13 protein-coding genes are annotated in these 13,690 nt (G+C 75.1%); 1 reads left to right on the top strand and 12 read right to left on the bottom strand.

Annotated elements, in window-relative coordinates; translation table 11 throughout:
• Window positions 1–115: 115 nt before the first annotated feature.
• From NX801_RS03980 to NX801_RS03940, 9 genes are all read right to left on the bottom strand, one after another.
• On the bottom strand, window positions 116–688 hold the full coding sequence (locus tag NX801_RS03980; RefSeq protein WP_309505775.1) for an NlpC/P60 family protein: 573 nt from the start codon (window positions 686–688) through the stop codon (window positions 116–118).
• Window positions 685–1,323, bottom strand: coding sequence for a GNAT family N-acetyltransferase (locus tag NX801_RS03975; RefSeq protein ID WP_258785464.1), 639 nt, complete (start codon window positions 1,321–1,323; stop codon window positions 685–687). Before NX801_RS03975 ends, NX801_RS03980 begins: the two co-directional genes overlap by 4 nt.
• The gene (locus tag NX801_RS03970) at window positions 1,316–2,977 is read right to left on the bottom strand and encodes a fused response regulator/phosphatase (RefSeq protein ID WP_258785463.1); all 1,662 of its coding nucleotides are present in this window, start codon (window positions 2,975–2,977) and stop codon (window positions 1,316–1,318) included. The genes NX801_RS03975 and NX801_RS03970 overlap by 8 nt, the downstream gene beginning before the upstream one ends.
• Window positions 2,977–5,817 carry an ATP-binding protein gene (locus tag NX801_RS03965; protein ID WP_258785462.1) on the bottom strand — a complete coding sequence of 947 codons (2,841 nt, stop codon included), beginning with the start codon at window positions 5,815–5,817 and terminating at the stop codon, window positions 2,977–2,979. The genes NX801_RS03970 and NX801_RS03965 overlap by 1 nt, the downstream gene beginning before the upstream one ends.
• Entirely contained in the window at window positions 5,814–6,929 is a 1,116-nt protein-coding gene (locus tag NX801_RS03960) for an ATP-binding SpoIIE family protein phosphatase (RefSeq protein ID WP_258785461.1), read from the bottom strand. Before NX801_RS03960 ends, NX801_RS03965 begins: the two co-directional genes overlap by 4 nt.
• The gene (locus NX801_RS03955; RefSeq protein ID WP_428986053.1) at window positions 6,917–7,339 is read right to left on the bottom strand and encodes an anti-sigma regulatory factor; all 423 of its coding nucleotides are present in this window, start codon (window positions 7,337–7,339) and stop codon (window positions 6,917–6,919) included. Before NX801_RS03955 ends, NX801_RS03960 begins: the two co-directional genes overlap by 13 nt.
• Window positions 7,336–7,755 (bottom strand): STAS domain-containing protein, encoded by a 420-nt coding sequence (locus NX801_RS03950; RefSeq protein WP_258785460.1) that lies wholly within the window; start codon window positions 7,753–7,755, stop codon window positions 7,336–7,338. Before NX801_RS03950 ends, NX801_RS03955 begins: the two co-directional genes overlap by 4 nt.
• Window positions 7,752–8,594: an STAS domain-containing protein gene (locus NX801_RS03945; RefSeq protein ID WP_428986052.1), complete on the bottom strand. Its 843-nt coding sequence runs from the start codon at window positions 8,592–8,594 to the stop codon at window positions 7,752–7,754. The genes NX801_RS03950 and NX801_RS03945 overlap by 4 nt, the downstream gene beginning before the upstream one ends.
• Window positions 8,595–8,860: 266 nt before the next feature.
• Window positions 8,861–9,313 (bottom strand): lamin tail domain-containing protein, encoded by a 453-nt coding sequence (locus NX801_RS03940; protein WP_258785458.1) that lies wholly within the window; start codon window positions 9,311–9,313, stop codon window positions 8,861–8,863.
• A gap of 311 nt (window positions 9,314–9,624) precedes the next feature.
• On the opposite strand from NX801_RS03940, the gene NX801_RS03935 reads away from it, so the two are divergent.
• Complete coding sequence (locus NX801_RS03935) at window positions 9,625–10,080, top strand: hypothetical protein (protein WP_258785457.1); 456 nt, start codon at window positions 9,625–9,627, stop codon at window positions 10,078–10,080.
• 101 nt (window positions 10,081–10,181) lie between these two features.
• Here the strand turns inward: NX801_RS03935 and NX801_RS03930 are convergent, their stop codons facing one another.
• The 3 genes from NX801_RS03930 to NX801_RS03920 all read right to left on the bottom strand — a co-directional run bounded on the left by NX801_RS03930 (window position 10,182) and on the right by NX801_RS03920 (window position 13,474).
• Window positions 10,182–10,775, bottom strand: coding sequence for a nucleoside 2-deoxyribosyltransferase (locus NX801_RS03930; protein ID WP_258785456.1), 594 nt, complete (start codon window positions 10,773–10,775; stop codon window positions 10,182–10,184).
• Between the two features lie 62 nt (window positions 10,776–10,837).
• Complete coding sequence (locus NX801_RS03925) at window positions 10,838–11,521, bottom strand: class I SAM-dependent methyltransferase (RefSeq protein WP_258785455.1); 684 nt, start codon at window positions 11,519–11,521, stop codon at window positions 10,838–10,840.
• 54 nt (window positions 11,522–11,575) lie between these two features.
• Window positions 11,576–13,474: a hypothetical protein gene (locus tag NX801_RS03920; protein WP_258785454.1), complete on the bottom strand. Its 1,899-nt coding sequence runs from the start codon at window positions 13,472–13,474 to the stop codon at window positions 11,576–11,578.
• Between the last annotated feature and the right edge of the window lie 216 nt (window positions 13,475–13,690).

The raw sequence follows: 13,690 nt of genomic DNA, 5'->3' as shown, positions 1-13,690 counted from the left end.
CCCCTCGCCGTGTCCCGCACCCAGTTTCCGCCACACCCCGTGCGGCAGGACAGCCTACGTCGGCGGGAACCCCGGCTGCCACCGGGTCGCCGGGGTTGCCCCGGGGCGGCCGCGGTCACCCAGGGCCCGCACCGGGCGGGACGGGTTCCGGACCCGTCTCCCGGGCGCCGGACACCGCGGGTCCCGGGCGCGCCTGCCGGGCGCCGGGCGCGTGGCACGCCGGGGCCGGGCTGCCGGGTGCGGGCAGGACCCGCTTGACGCCGATCAGGACCCGGTACCGCTCCCGGCGGGCGAAGTCGGCCGGCGTCCAGACCGCCGGGTGCCCGACCTCCTTGCAGAGATGGAGGATCCGGTCGTCCCCGACCCAGATCCCGAGGTGGGCACCCCAGGCGTCCTCAGTGGGTCCGAAGAACAGCACGTCCAGCGGGGAGGCGGCCGGCACCCGGTGAGTCGCGCCGGTGTCCGCCCACAGCTCGGCGGAACGGAGGGCCGGCAGCCCGAGCCCGTGGCGGGCGAGCACCGCGGCCGCGTAGAGCTGGCAGTTGGCGCCGTACTCCGCTCCCGGCCGGGCGGCCACGGCCGGGGAGCCGGGGTGGCGGGCGCCGTCGTACCGGACCGACCGCAGCGCGGCGGGCAGCCAGCCGGGCAGCGGGTGCCCGGCCGCCCCGGGGCCGGCGGCGGGGGTCACCGGAGCCCCCGCCGCATGAACAGCGCCTGCTCACCGGCGGACGCGGTGTTCTCGTACAGCGAGACGTCCAGACCGCAGAGGGTGAAGCCCATCCGGAGGTAGGCCCGGACGGCGGGGACGTTGACGTTGCTGACCTCCAGCCACAGCTGGCCGGCGCCGCACTCCCGGCCGAAGGCGGCGGCCTGTTCCATCAGGGCCCGGCCGACCCCCCTCCCCCGGTGGCCGGGCGCGACCTCGATGTCCTCGACGGTCAGCCGGGCGTTCCACGGCTCGAAGGAGGCGGTGACAAAGCCGCACAGCGCGCCGTCCGCCTCCGCCACCACGGTCCGGGTACGCCCCGGCCCCGCGCCCGCGCCGCCGTCCGGCGCGTGGTCGCCCGGACGGCGGCCGGGTCCGTCGTCCGGTTCGTCGTCCTCCGGTTCGTCGTCCGGTCCGTCGGCGGGGAAGACCTTGCGCAGGGGTGGGTCGACCGGGGTCTCGCGAAGGGTGAAGCCGTGTTCACCGGCCACCACCTGGTAGATCGTGCCGGTGGTGAAGGAGCTGTCCAGCGCGGCGATGGCCGGGGCGTCGGAGGGACGGGCCGGGCGGAGGACAAACGGGACGGGCGGGACGGGCGGGACGGACGCGTCAGTCATGGCCGGCCTCGCGACCGCTCACCCGGATGGCCATCAGGGCCACGTCGTCGTTGCCGTCCGGCGGGAAGCGCTCCAGCAGGTGGTCGCAGGCGCGCTCGGGGTCGGTGGGTGCCTCGGCCATCGCCTCCAGCAGGGCGTCCAGACCGTCCTGGAGATCCACGCCCCGGCGCTCCAGCAGTCCGTCGGTGACGACGACCACGTCCGTACCCGGCCGGACCGGGACCCGGACGGCCTCCGGGTGGCGCAGACCTAGTCCGAGGAGCGGGCCGTGCTCGGTGACGAAGCGCGGCTTGGCGCCGGGGTCGCGCACCAGCGGGGGCAGATGGCCGGCGTTGGCGATGTGCAGGACGAGGCCGCCGGAGTCGTCCTGCCCGTGCTCTCCGCTCCCTTCGTCCTGTTCGAGCAGCAGAATGCAGAGGGTGGCGGCGCGGCTGGGCTTGAGCAGGCAGAGCAGCCGGTCGAGGCGGACCAGGATCTCGTGCGGCGGGTGCCCCTCGATGGCGTAGGCGCGCAGCGCGTGGCGCAGCTGGCCCATGATCACCGCGGCGTCCAGGGAGTGCCCGGCCACGTCCCCGACGGCCAGCAGCAGCCCGGCCGGCGTGGTGAGGGCCTCGTAGAAGTCGCCGCCGATCTCGGCGGTGACACTGGCCGGCGAGTAGCGCACGGCCAGTTCGGCCCGGTCGGTCTCGGGGAGCGACTGCGGGAGGAAGGTGCGCTGGAGGGTGAGCGCCAGGGTGTGTTCCTCGCTGTAGGTGCGCAGCGCCTCCAGGGCGAGGGCACAGGCGTGGGCGAGCTGGGTGAGCAGATCGTGGTCGTCGGGGGTGAGGCTTCCCCCGGGTACGGCGATGAGCACGGGCGGACGGCCCCGCTTGGCGCGGGCGACGGCGACGGCGCCGGCACCCCGGCCGAAGCCGAAGGCGGCCGGGGTGGTGGCGGTGTGGTGCAGCCGGGCCCCGGTGACGTCCGGCGGATAGGCGGCGAGCGCGGCCGCCCACTCCGCCGCGTCGGCGTCCGCGGCCACGGTGGTGTCCTCGGTGACGTAAGCCTGTTCGATACGCCCCTGGGGGCCGGTGAGGCCGGCCACGGCGCCGGTGCCGAAGATCTGGGCGGCCCCCGCGGCCGCCGCCCGTACCAGGGCGGTGGAGGTGGTGGCGCTGTAGAGGGCCAGGGTCGCGGCGTTGAGCAGCCGGAGCCGGGCGGCCAGCCGTTCGGCGCGCATCCGGGCCCGGGCGTAGCGCAGGGTGGCGGTGAGGGTGGCGATCAGCTCGTCGGCGGCGATCGGCTCGGTGAGATAGGCGTCGGCGCCCCGGTTGAGCCCCTGGGCGCGGTCGGTGACGCTGATGGCCGAGGCCGAGATGTGGATGACCGGCAGGGCGGCGGTGCGCGGGTCCCCCTTGATCCGCTCGCACACCTCGAAGCCCGTCATGTCGGGCAGCCGGACGTCCACGATGGCGGCGTCGGGCAGCGTCCGTGCCTCGTGCAGCAGTTCCAGGCCCCGGGTGCCGTCCTCGGCCTCCAGCACCTCGTGCCCGGCGCGGCGGAGGCAGGTGGTGAGGATGTAGCGGTTGGTGGGGTTGTCGTCGACGACCAGGACCAGCGCGGCCGGCCCTGCGCCGGTGTCCGGGCGGTCGCCGGTGGCGCGGGGGGTGTTCATCACTGCCGCTCGTCCTTCCGGGGCCGCTCGGTGGATGGGGGCCGCGGGGCGGACGGGGCCGCCTGGTCCCCGGGGCGGGGGACACCGAGGGCCCGGGCGAGACGGTCGGCCGAGATCTGGCTCTTGCCCAGCACCGCCCGGGCGTGGCCGAGCCGGCCGGTGTCGATGTCCGCGAGGTCGGCGGAGGTGACGACGACGACGGGCACGGCGGCCAGCTCCGGGTCGGCGGCCAGCTCCGCCAGCAGCTGGTAGCCGTCGGTGCCGGGCATGAAGAGGTCGAGCAGCACGGCGTCGGGCCGCCGGTCGCGCACCACGCCGAGGGCGCGGGAGCTGTCCGCCACCTCGGTCACCTCCCGGGCGAGGCGGGCCAGGGCGGGGCGGGCCACGGCGAGCGAGGCGGGCTCGTCGTCCACGGTGACCAGCCGGTGCAGCGGCGGCTCCTGGCCACTGCCGACCGGGGCGCCGCCGGGAGCGACGACCGGGGGTGCCCCGGCGGGGGCGGCCGCGCGGGCGATTTCGGAGGCCTCGCCGCCGGAAGCGGTGGTGGACCCCGCGCCGGGGGCGGCCGGGGTGTCGTCGGCAGGGGCGACCGGAGCCCCCGTGCCGGGAGCGTCCGAGGCCCCGCCGTCCCCGCCGGAAGTCTCCCCGCCGGGGACAGCCAGAGTCTCTCCGCCGGGAACGGCCGCGGACCGCTCACCGGAGACGGCCCGGGTGTTCCCGCCAGGGGCGGCCGGAGCCTGCCCGGCCTCGGCACGGCGCGCCGCCAGGTCTGCGCCGAAGAGGCCCGGGGATCCCTCGGCGGCGGCACCCGGGATCTCCCGACCGGGACCGGCCGGGGTGTCCGTGCCAGGGCCGGCCGGGGTGTCCGTACCGGGAGCACCCGGGGCTCGGGCCTCCTCAGCGGAAATGGCCGGTGTCCGCCCACCGGCGACGACCGGGGCCTCCCCGCCGGGAGCGCCCGGGGTGTCCGCGCCGGGACCGGCCGGGGTCTGCCCGCCGGAAGCCCCCGGGCCCTGAGCCTCCCCACCGGAAACGGCCGAGTTCCGCCCACCGACGGCGCCCGGGGCGTCGTCACCGGAAGCGCCCGGAGTCCGCCCACCGGCGACGACCGGGGCCTCCCCGCCGGGAGCGCCCGGGGTGTCCGCGCCGGGACCGGCCGGGGTCTGCCCGCCGGGAGCGCCCGGGGCCTGGGCCTCCCCACCGGAAACGGCCGAGTTCCGCCCACCGACGGCGCCCGGGGCGTCGTCACCGGAAGCGCCCGGAGTCCGCCCACCGGCGACGACCGGGGCCTCCCCGCCGGGAGCGCGCGGGGTGTCCGCGCCGGGACCGGCCGGGGTCTGCCCGCCGGGAGCGCCCGGGGCCTGGGCCTCCCCACCGGAAACGCCGGGAGCGCCCGGGCTCCGCTCGCCGGGGGCGGCGTCCGGCGTTCCGCCGCCGGGGGCGGACGGGGGCTCCGCGTCGGCGACGACCGGGGCGTCGCCGCCGGTGCCGGGCTCGGCCGGGAGCTCGATCACCACTTCGGTGCCCGCGCCCGGCTCGCTGCTCAGCCGGAGCCGGCCGCCGAGGAGTTCGGTGAGCCGGCGGGCGTAGGGCAGGCCGAGCCCGGTCCCGGCGACGGCCCGCTGGTGGGGGCCGCGTACCTGGTAGAACTCCTCGAACACCCGCTCCTGCTGGTCCTCCGGGATGCCGATGCCGGTGTCCCGGGCGGTGAAGGTGTACCAGGGCCGGCCGTCCCGTACGGTGTGGGCGACCTCCAGCGACACCTCTCCGGTCCGGGTGAACTTCAGGCCGTTGGAGAGGACGTTGCGCAGCACCCGGGTGAGCATCACCTCGTCGGTGACCAGGGGGTGCGGGAAGTCGCGGTCGGGGACGGCGAAGCGCACGCCCGGCCGGGCGGTGGACTGGAGGGTGCCGCGCAGCTGGAGCAGCACGGTCCGCAGGTCCACCTCGTTGCAGTCGGGCTCCAGCCTGCCGGACTCGGCCTTGGCGACGTCCAGGAGCTCCTCGACCAGCGAGGCGAGGGTCGATCCGGAGGCGGCGATCAGTGACACCTGGCGCCGCTGCTCCTCGGTGAGCGGGTCGGCCTCGGGGGCGAGCATCAGCCGGGCCAGACCGATGACGGCGTTGACCGGGGAGCGCAGCTCATGGCTGACATTGGCCCAGAACCGGGTCTTGGCCTCGCTGGCCAGGCTGAGCTGCTTGGTCTTGTCCTCCAGCTCGGCGTAGAGCGCCACCACACCGGTGTTGGTCGCCTCCAGTTCCCTGGACAGCTCGGAGTAGAGGGCGACCACCCCCTGATTGGTCTCCTCCAGCTCGGCGTTGAGCCGCTGAAGCTCCTCCTGGTGTGCCCGCGCCTGCTGGAGCGCGGCCAGCAGATCGCTGTTCTGGTCGCGGAGTTCCTCGCTCATGCTGATCGCCGGTGGCCCCGTCATTCGTCCGCGTACGTCTGCCGCCCGTACGTCGAGTTCCTCGCCGGCCGGCGGCAGCGGCTGCTGGAGGACCAGGGCCCTGGGCGGGCCGCTCGTGTAGGCGCAGGTGTGCAGCAGCCGGCCGGCCGCGGCGAGCACCTCGGGAGCCGGTTCGGCCGGCGGCTCCCACTGGAGGGTGACCGTCAGCAGCTCCGGCCGGCCGGGGGTGAGCGCCACCTCGGCGACCAGGCCGGCCGCGCCGAGCAGGTTCCGGCCGACCTCGCTGAGCACCGTGGCGAGCCGTACGGTCTCCGGCCCGGGCAGGCCCAGCGTCCGGGCCGCGCTCTGGCCGTGGCGGCGCAGCGTGAACACGTCCCGCTCGCCGGTGAGGGCGAACGGGACGACGATCACCTGCCGGCCGGGGGCCGTCATGGGCCGGCCTTCACCACGACGACTCCGGCGTCGTCCCGGCGGATGCCGGCCTGCCAGAGCAGCTGGCCGGCGATCAGGGTGGGCTCCCGGGTCAGCAGGCCCGGGTAGTCGTGCGGCACCCACCGGTCGCTGAGGCCGTCGGAGTGGAGCACCAGCACCGCGCCCGGCGGCAGCTCCGCCTCGAAGGTGCGCAGGGCGGGCAGCTGGTGGCCGACGATCCCGGGCATCGAGAGCAGCGCGTGCCGGGTGGTGGCGGTGAGGACGAAGGCGCTCACATTGCCGGCCCCGCAGAGCCGCACCCGGCGGGTGGCCGGATCGAACCGGGCCACCGCGACGGCCGCGCCCCGGGTGCCCCGGAGCCCGCTGTGCAGGGCGCGCAGCACCTTCTCCGGCTCGGAGGCGGTGTCCTCGCGGAACACCTGCCGGGCCCGCTCGCCGACCCGGGCGGCCATCGGGCCGTGGCCGAGGCCGTCGCACATCATGACGACCACCCCGTCACCGGGCCGGCCGGCCCCGCCGTCCCGGGCGTCCGGCAGGGCGTACTCGCGGGCCGCCCAGGTGTCGCCGCAGACCCGCTCGCCGCTGATCGGGCGGGTGAGGCCGCCGGTGCGCGGCGCCGGAACGGCCGCGTCCCCGATGCCGCCGCGCTCACCGGCGTCACTGCCCTCACCGACCGCTCCGGCCGATGCGGCGAAGCGGGCGGTCAGGGCGGTGCCCCGGCCCGGCAGCGAGTGGATGTCGAAGCCGTCGGCCAGCCGGGCGATGGCACCGAGCCCCACCCCGAGGGTGCCGGCGGTCGAGACGCCGTCCGTCAGCGCGCCGGTGAGGTCGTCGATGCCCGGGCCGTTGTCGAGCGCCAGGAACTCCACCGCCACCTGCGTCCGGGAGCGGACCAGCCGCAGCGCGATCGCGCCGTCCCGGGCGTGCTGCCGCAGATTGGTGGCGGCCTCGGTGACGGCGAGTTCGAGGTCCGAGACCCGCGCCTCGCTCATCCCTATGCGCCGCCCGAGCGCCGCCGCCTCCCGGCGGGCCGCCGAGGCGAGCGCCACATCGACCCGGAGCCAGGTGACGTCCTCGGCCTCGGTCGTCCAGGTGCCGTTCACCGCACCCACTTGACGACCGTGACGGTGGTGCCCTCGCCGGCGGCCGACCGCAGGTCGAACTCGTCGACCAGCCGCCGCGCGCCGCTGAGCCCCAGCCCCATGCCCTTGCCCGACGACCAGCCGTCGGTCAGGGCGAGCTCCAGATCGGGAATGCCCTGGCCCTGGTCCGTGAACTGCACCCATACCCCCACTTTGGCACCGTCCCGCGCCACACAGGCACGCATGGTCCCCCCGCCGCCGTACACCACGGTGTTCCGGGCCAGTTCGCTGGCCGCCGTGACCAGTTTCGTCTGGTCCACCAGGGAGAGCCGGCTCTGCTGCGCCAGGGTGCGGATGATCTGCCGGGCCTTGACGACGTCCCCGCTGGCGACGATGCCGACCTCCTGGACCGGGTCGCTTCCGACCGGGACGGAGGTCACCGGGTCTCCGCCCCGGTGTCCGGCGACCCGGCCGTGAATCCGGGCACGCCGAGCTGCTTGTCCCGGGCGCTGTTCAGATAGCCGAGGCCCTGTTCCAGGTTGAGCGCGGTGCGGACGCCGCCGAGCGAGAGCCCGAGCTCCACCAGCGTCATGGCGACGGCGGGCCGCATGCCGACCACGACGGTCTCGGCCCCGAGCAGCCGCGAGATGGAGGCGATGGTGGCCAGCATCCGGCCGACGAAGGAGTCCACGATCTCCAGCGCCGAGATGTCGATCACCACGCCCCGGGCGCCGGTGGCGACGATTCGGTCGGAGAGATCCTCCTGGAGGTCCAGCACCATCTGGTCCTCCAGGTCCACCTGGATGGAGACGAGCAGGACGTCACCGATCTTCAGTACCGGTACGCGCTCGGTCACAGCAGACCTCCGGCCTGGCCGGCGGCGGCGCGCTGGGCGAGCGCGTGCCGCAGCGCGTCGGAGAGGGTGGCCTTGGTGGGGATGTCGCCGAACTCGATGCCGAGGGTCACGATGGTCTGCGCGATCTGCGGCCGGATGCCGGAGATGGTGCACTCGGCGCCCATCATCCGGGCGGCCACCACGGTCTTCAGCAGATGCTGGGCGACCTGGGTGTCCACCGCCGGGACACCGGTGATGTCGATGATGGCGTGGGTGGAGTTGGAGTCGATCAGCGACTGGAGCAGCTTCTCCATCACCACCTGGGTGCGGGCGGAGTCCAGGGTGCCGACGAGCGGTACGCCCACCACGCCGTCCCACAGCTTCACCACGGGCGTGGACAGCTCCAGCAGCTGTTCCGCCTGGACGGAGATGATCTCCTCGCGGGTCCGGCCGTGCTCCTCCACCGTGAACAGCCCGAGGTCGTCGAGGAGCCGGGAGAACTGGAGGTAGGCGCGGATGTCGTCGTTCTCACCGGAGAGAACGGGCTCCAGGACCTCCTTCAGGGAGAAGACGCTGATCGCGGTCTCGGTCGGGCTGAAGCCCTGGCGGGCCCGGTTGCGGGAGAGCTCCACCAGCAGGCTGCGGACCTCCGCGAAGTGCTCGGCGCGGGGGGCCAGGCCGCCCGAGGCGAGAGCTTCGAGGACCGCCCCGTACAGCTCGGTGAGCTCCCGCCGGAGTTCGGCCTCGGTGATGCGCCCGCGCAGTGACCGTACGACCGTGTCGACCCACTGTTCGACGAAGGCGTCCCGCTGGTCGGTCAGCAGCTGCACCAGTCTCTGCGCCATGTCGGCACCGGCCATGTCTCCACGCCTTTCACAACGTTCTCGCGATCAATGGACAGCACGAGACTACGCCAGGTGGCGGAGCGTCCGTGCCCCCCGTATCGGCCCGGAAACACCACGGTCAGGGCCGTGCGAACGGCGCCCGGCGAGACGTTTGCCGGCTGCGGACAGGGGCAGGCGGACGGGTTCGCCGGAGTTCGCCGGGAGACCCCCTCGGGGGCCCCGGGGAACGACGGAGGCCGCCGGGCGGTGTCGCCCGGCGGCCTCCTCACGCGTCCACCGGGTCAGCAGTTCTTGAAGTCGGCCTTGGTGGAGTTGTAGGAGCACACGTCCACCCGGGCGCCGTTGGCCTTGCGCAGGGTGGCGGTGTCCTTGTCGTTGTTCCAGACGTACGCGGCGCGGCCCTGGTAGCGGTTGGCCGCGGTGTCGGTGCCCTTGCCGGTGCGTATGGTGACGGTCTTGCCCTTGCCCAGGGTGTAGGCGCCGAAGGTGTACCGGTGGCTGGAGGCGTCGGTGAGGGTCCAGCCCCGGAGGCTCACCGCGGCGCCCGTGGTGTTGCGGATCTGGACCCACTCGCCGTTGAGGCTGGTGTTGCCGCCGCGATCGGTGCCGGGGCTGTCGTAGTAGATCTTGTACAGGTGGACCGAGCCGGCCGCCTGCGCCGGGGTGGGCAGCAGCGCGAGGCCGGCGGCCGCCGTCGCGGCGGTGACGGCGGCGAGGGTACGCGTACGGAGCATGTGCATCCCTGAGTAGGGCCGGGCACCCCCCATGTTCCGGGCCCGGCGGGATGATCAGACTATGTGGTCCGTACGATCGGTGAGCACTGATGCGGTCACGGTTACCGGATCGCGACCTTCGCCCGGTGGCCGGGGCGGATCCGGGTGCTGTTCCTCGCGGCCACCGGGTACGGGCCGCACCGGCCGCGCGGTGGCCCGCGGTGCCGCCGGAGTGCTTCCGCGCGCCCCGTGCGCGCGGCTGTACGGAGCCGGAGGCGCCCGGTATCCGTGGGGCGCCGCCGGGGCGAGCCCGGCGGCGGAAGGAGACCACCGTGCCCGTACCGCGCTTCCCGTCCATTCCGCTCCTGTCCGCGCGCCGCCCGGCCCGGGCCGCCGCCGTGGCCGCCGCGGCGGCGCTCGCCGCGCTCGCCGTCCCGGTCCCCACCGCCTCGGCCGCCCCGGCCGCCGAACTCGGGGTGAAGTCGGTCCAGTTGCTGTGGGCCAACGCCGACCCGGCGAACCCGCCGTTCCAGGGCACCCTCACCGTGGGTGGGACCTACACCTGTACCGAACCGGCCGGGACCAGAGTGAGCGTCTCGTTCACCTCGCTCCAGATACTCCCGACGGCGATGCCGTTCGGGGCCGGCACGCTGCCCTGCGGGCCGGGGGTGGTGGACGCCCCCTGGGAGCTGGTGAGTTACCGCGACTCGGACGTCCACTCGGGCTACACCACGGTGTTCCTGACCTTCGACGGGCAGGGGATGCTGCCGAAGCAGTTCACCGCCTGACGCACCGGCCCCGGCGGGGCGGCGGGAGAAGCCGCTCCGCCGGGGCCCGGCCGGGTGGCGGGTCTCCCGCCGGCCGGAGGGGCGGCGGCGGGCGGCGGGGCTCAGGCCGCCGGCGCCGCCGCCTCCCGGTGACGGGCGACGGCCCGCCGCAGGGCCCGGTCCACCTCGGGCAGGGCGTCCGCGAGCACGGTGTACTCGACGTACTCCACGGTGGCCACGGTGCCCAGCCCCCGTACCAGGAAGGTGTATTCCCGGCCCCTCTCCAGGAGCAGCACGATCGGCTTGCCGAAGGCGCTGGCCCAGCCGATCTCGATGTGGGTGCCGGGTGAGGCGGGATGGCCGGGGAGGGCGACGAAGGCGTCGGCACGGCGGATCTCGTCCCGGTCGAGCGGGGTGCACACCTCGGGCCGCATCAGCTCCGCGCCCCACGCCTCCCTGCGGTGGGCGTTGTGCACCGAGACGCCCAGCGCCTCGAAGTGCGCGATGAGTTCGGTGAACGGGGTGCGGGCCGCCTCCGGCATCCGCCCGGTGAGCGGATCGAGCAACTGGATGAACGGGCCGGCCAGGAACAGGGTGCGCGCACCCACCGGCCCCGCCGCCGGGGCGGGCGCGGCGGGGTCGGGGGCAGTGGCGGCGGTGGTGGTGGCGGTGGGATCCGGGGCGGTCGTGGTGGTGGCGGTCGATTCGGTGGTCATACGGGTCCTCCGGAGCGTCGTCGGCCGTCGGTGGGCGGATGTGGCGGGCCGTCGGGGGGCCGTCAGTCCTTGCGGAAGCACTGGATGTAGGCGTCACCGCTGGTGCCGTAGGTGTACTCGGTGGTGTCGTACGCCGTGTACGGCCGGCGGATCACCCGGATCTCGCGGAAGTGCGGCAGGTACTGCCACCGCAGCTCCGGCCTGGTGCTGAAGAAGGGGATGAAGACTCCGCCGGGGCGCAGCACCCGGACAACCTCGGGGACCGTCCGCCGCCACAGCTCCTCGTCCTTCCACACCTCCATGTCGAGCGCCGGGTCGAAGAAGATGCCGTCGACGCTCTCCGAGGGCAGCTCGAAGATCCGCTGGAAGAAGTCGCCGCGCTCGATGCTCAGCGTGTCCGGCAGCTCGGGGTGTCGCTCCTGGAACAACTCCTCCACCTCGTCGAAGAGTTCGAGCACCCGGTGGCTGCGGGTGGCGGGGTGGTTGGCGATGCGCAGGGCCGAGAGACCGAGGCCGAGGCCCACCTCGTAGAAGTCGTGACCGTGTTCACAGAGCAGATCGGCGCTCTCCCACATCAGGTCCCGTTCCCAGGCCTGCATGGCCTGCTCGCCGCCGATGCTCAGGGTCACCTCGCCGTTCTCCTCGACTAGTTCGACGGCGGGCCCGGCGGCGGGGCCGGCGCCGGGGCCGGTCTTCGTGCCGGTCTTCGTGGCGGACTCCGCGACGGTCCTGGTGGCGTTCTCCATGACAGCACTCCTTGCTCGTGGGCGGTGGGCGGCTGAAGCAGTGGGTCCGGCCGGTCAGAACCCGGCCGGTACGACGCCGAAGTGGCGGCGGGCGGTGGAGACGGCCAGGTCCTGTACGGCGAAGACGGTGAAGTAGTACGCCTGGGGGGCGGTTCCGGGCCGGAAGCGGATCGTGAAGGTGACGTCCCGGGTACGGTCGGCTCCGGCGCGCACCTTCACGGAGGCGGGTTCGGTGGTGGTGTCCTCGCGGAGGTAGCCGGGCAGGAAGAGACCGAGCCGTACGGGGCCGGGCCGGGCGGCGGTGAGGGCGGCGCGCACGGTCAGTTCGCCGCCCCGGGGCACCTCGTCGGCGGCGTACGCCAGCAGCTCGGGGGCGTCCGGCAGCCGGAAGGTGACATCGCCGCAGCGCATGCAGACGGCGCAGACGGTGTCCGGGATCTGCGGCAGCAGGCCCCGCCGGGTGAACTCCTGGGCGGGGCGACCGCAGTGGCAGGTGACCGCCCGTACCCCGGGGTCGAGCCGGCTGCGGTCGCCGAAGTGGGCCGGGTAGTTCATCAGCCCGGTCTCCGGGTCGGCGGCGATCTGCTCGGCGATCACATGGTCGAGCGACTGGAGGTCGGCCGTGAGGGACGCGAGGACCTGCTCGGCGGGCTGGTCGGCCAAGTGGGTGGGGCGGGCCACCCAGAGGTCCACCTTGCGGGCCAGCCTGGCGAGCCGGGGGCGCAGCGGGTCCTGCGGGGCGAGCAGCCCGGAGCCGAGCAGGGCGGTCAGCCGGGCGCCCGCGGTGAGCAGCAGCGGGTCCGGGCGGTGGTCGGACGGGACGGGGGCGGGGAGCGGCCGGTCCGGCGGCACGGGCAGCCCGAAGCGCATGAACGCCGGGTAGGGATGGGAGCCGGCCAGGCTGGCGTTGAGGGTGTCGACGGAGTCGGCGCCGGTCGCGGCGGCGGCCATCCAGGCGGTGTTCTCCGGCCGGTCGGAGTCGTGCACCGAGACGGCGGAGACGACCTGCCGGGCCGGCGAGTCCAGCGCGTTCAGCAGCAGCTGGTACTTGGGGTCGTAGAGGGCGAGGTCGGCCAGCGGGCCGCTGTTGCAGGCGCTGAGCACGATCTCGGCGGCCCGCACCCGGTGGAGCGGTACGAGCTTGTCCTCCGGCTTGTAGCAGGGCAGTCCGTAGGCGCAGCGGGGGCCGAGCAGACCGGGGCGGCGCGGGGCCGCCACGCTGAGGCCGCAGATGGTGAACTCCCCCAGGTTGAGACTGTCGTCCTTGCCGTGGCCCTGGAAGACCACCCGCCGCCAGACGGTGTCCAGGATCTCCCGCTGGATCGCGGCGTCCGGCCGGTCGAAGTCGCGGTCGTCGAAGACCCGGACGCCGGACGGCCGGGGCGGACGGTCGGTGTCGGTGAACAGGCCCAGCGCGTCGGTGCCGGGCGCGGTGACGGCGTACTGCTTGGCGGCGTTCCAGGCGACGGAGGCGCCGTCCCGCCCGCTGATCAGGGTGAGCGCGTGCTCGGGCCCCCGGTGGGTGGCGAGCAGCAGCGCCCGTACGGCTCCGAGGGTGAGCCGGTCGTACGCGCCGGCGAGCAGCACACCGCCGGGGTGCCGCGCGCGGAAGCCGTCCGGGTCACCGAGCTCCCGTTCGTCGGCCCAGACCCGGGCCAGCGGGCGGAGCAGCGCGGCCGTGCCCTCGGGGAGGTCCCCCGGGCCGAGCAGGACGCCGGTGGCGAGCGGCGGGGGAAGGCGCGTCCCGGCGTACAGCGGTGCGGCCAGGGCCAGGCTCTCGGCCAGATCGGGGCGGCCCTCCACCGGGACCGGGACGGGGAGACTCTCCGGGTCCCGCAGGAACGCCTCGACCGCACCCGGGAGTTGGGCTCGGGTGACGGGGCGGAACGGACCGGCCGGCGGCTCGCCGGCCGGTCGGCCGGGGCGCCGCCGGTCGTCGGTGCGTGCGTTCATGGGAGGGACACCTCGGGTTTCTGGTCACGGGTCGTGGTGCGTGGCGCACGGATCGGCGGAGGGGGTACGGCGCGGCCGGCCGTTCCCGGGCGACGGGTGGTGCCGGGGTACGGGGCCCGGCGTACCGGGTCGTCGGGCGGGTGCGGGTCACGGCTCGTCGGGCGGGGGCACGGGGCGCCGGGGGGCGCCCGGGTGGGAAGCCGGGGGGCGGGTGTG

Origin of the sequence: Streptomyces pyxinae, from assembly GCF_024756275.1 — a bacterium.
Lineage (GTDB): Bacteria > Actinomycetota > Actinomycetes > Streptomycetales > Streptomycetaceae > Streptomyces > Streptomyces pyxinae.
The sequence above is the reverse complement of the archived record's forward strand: the minus strand, read 5'-3'. Positions and strand labels throughout refer to the sequence as shown.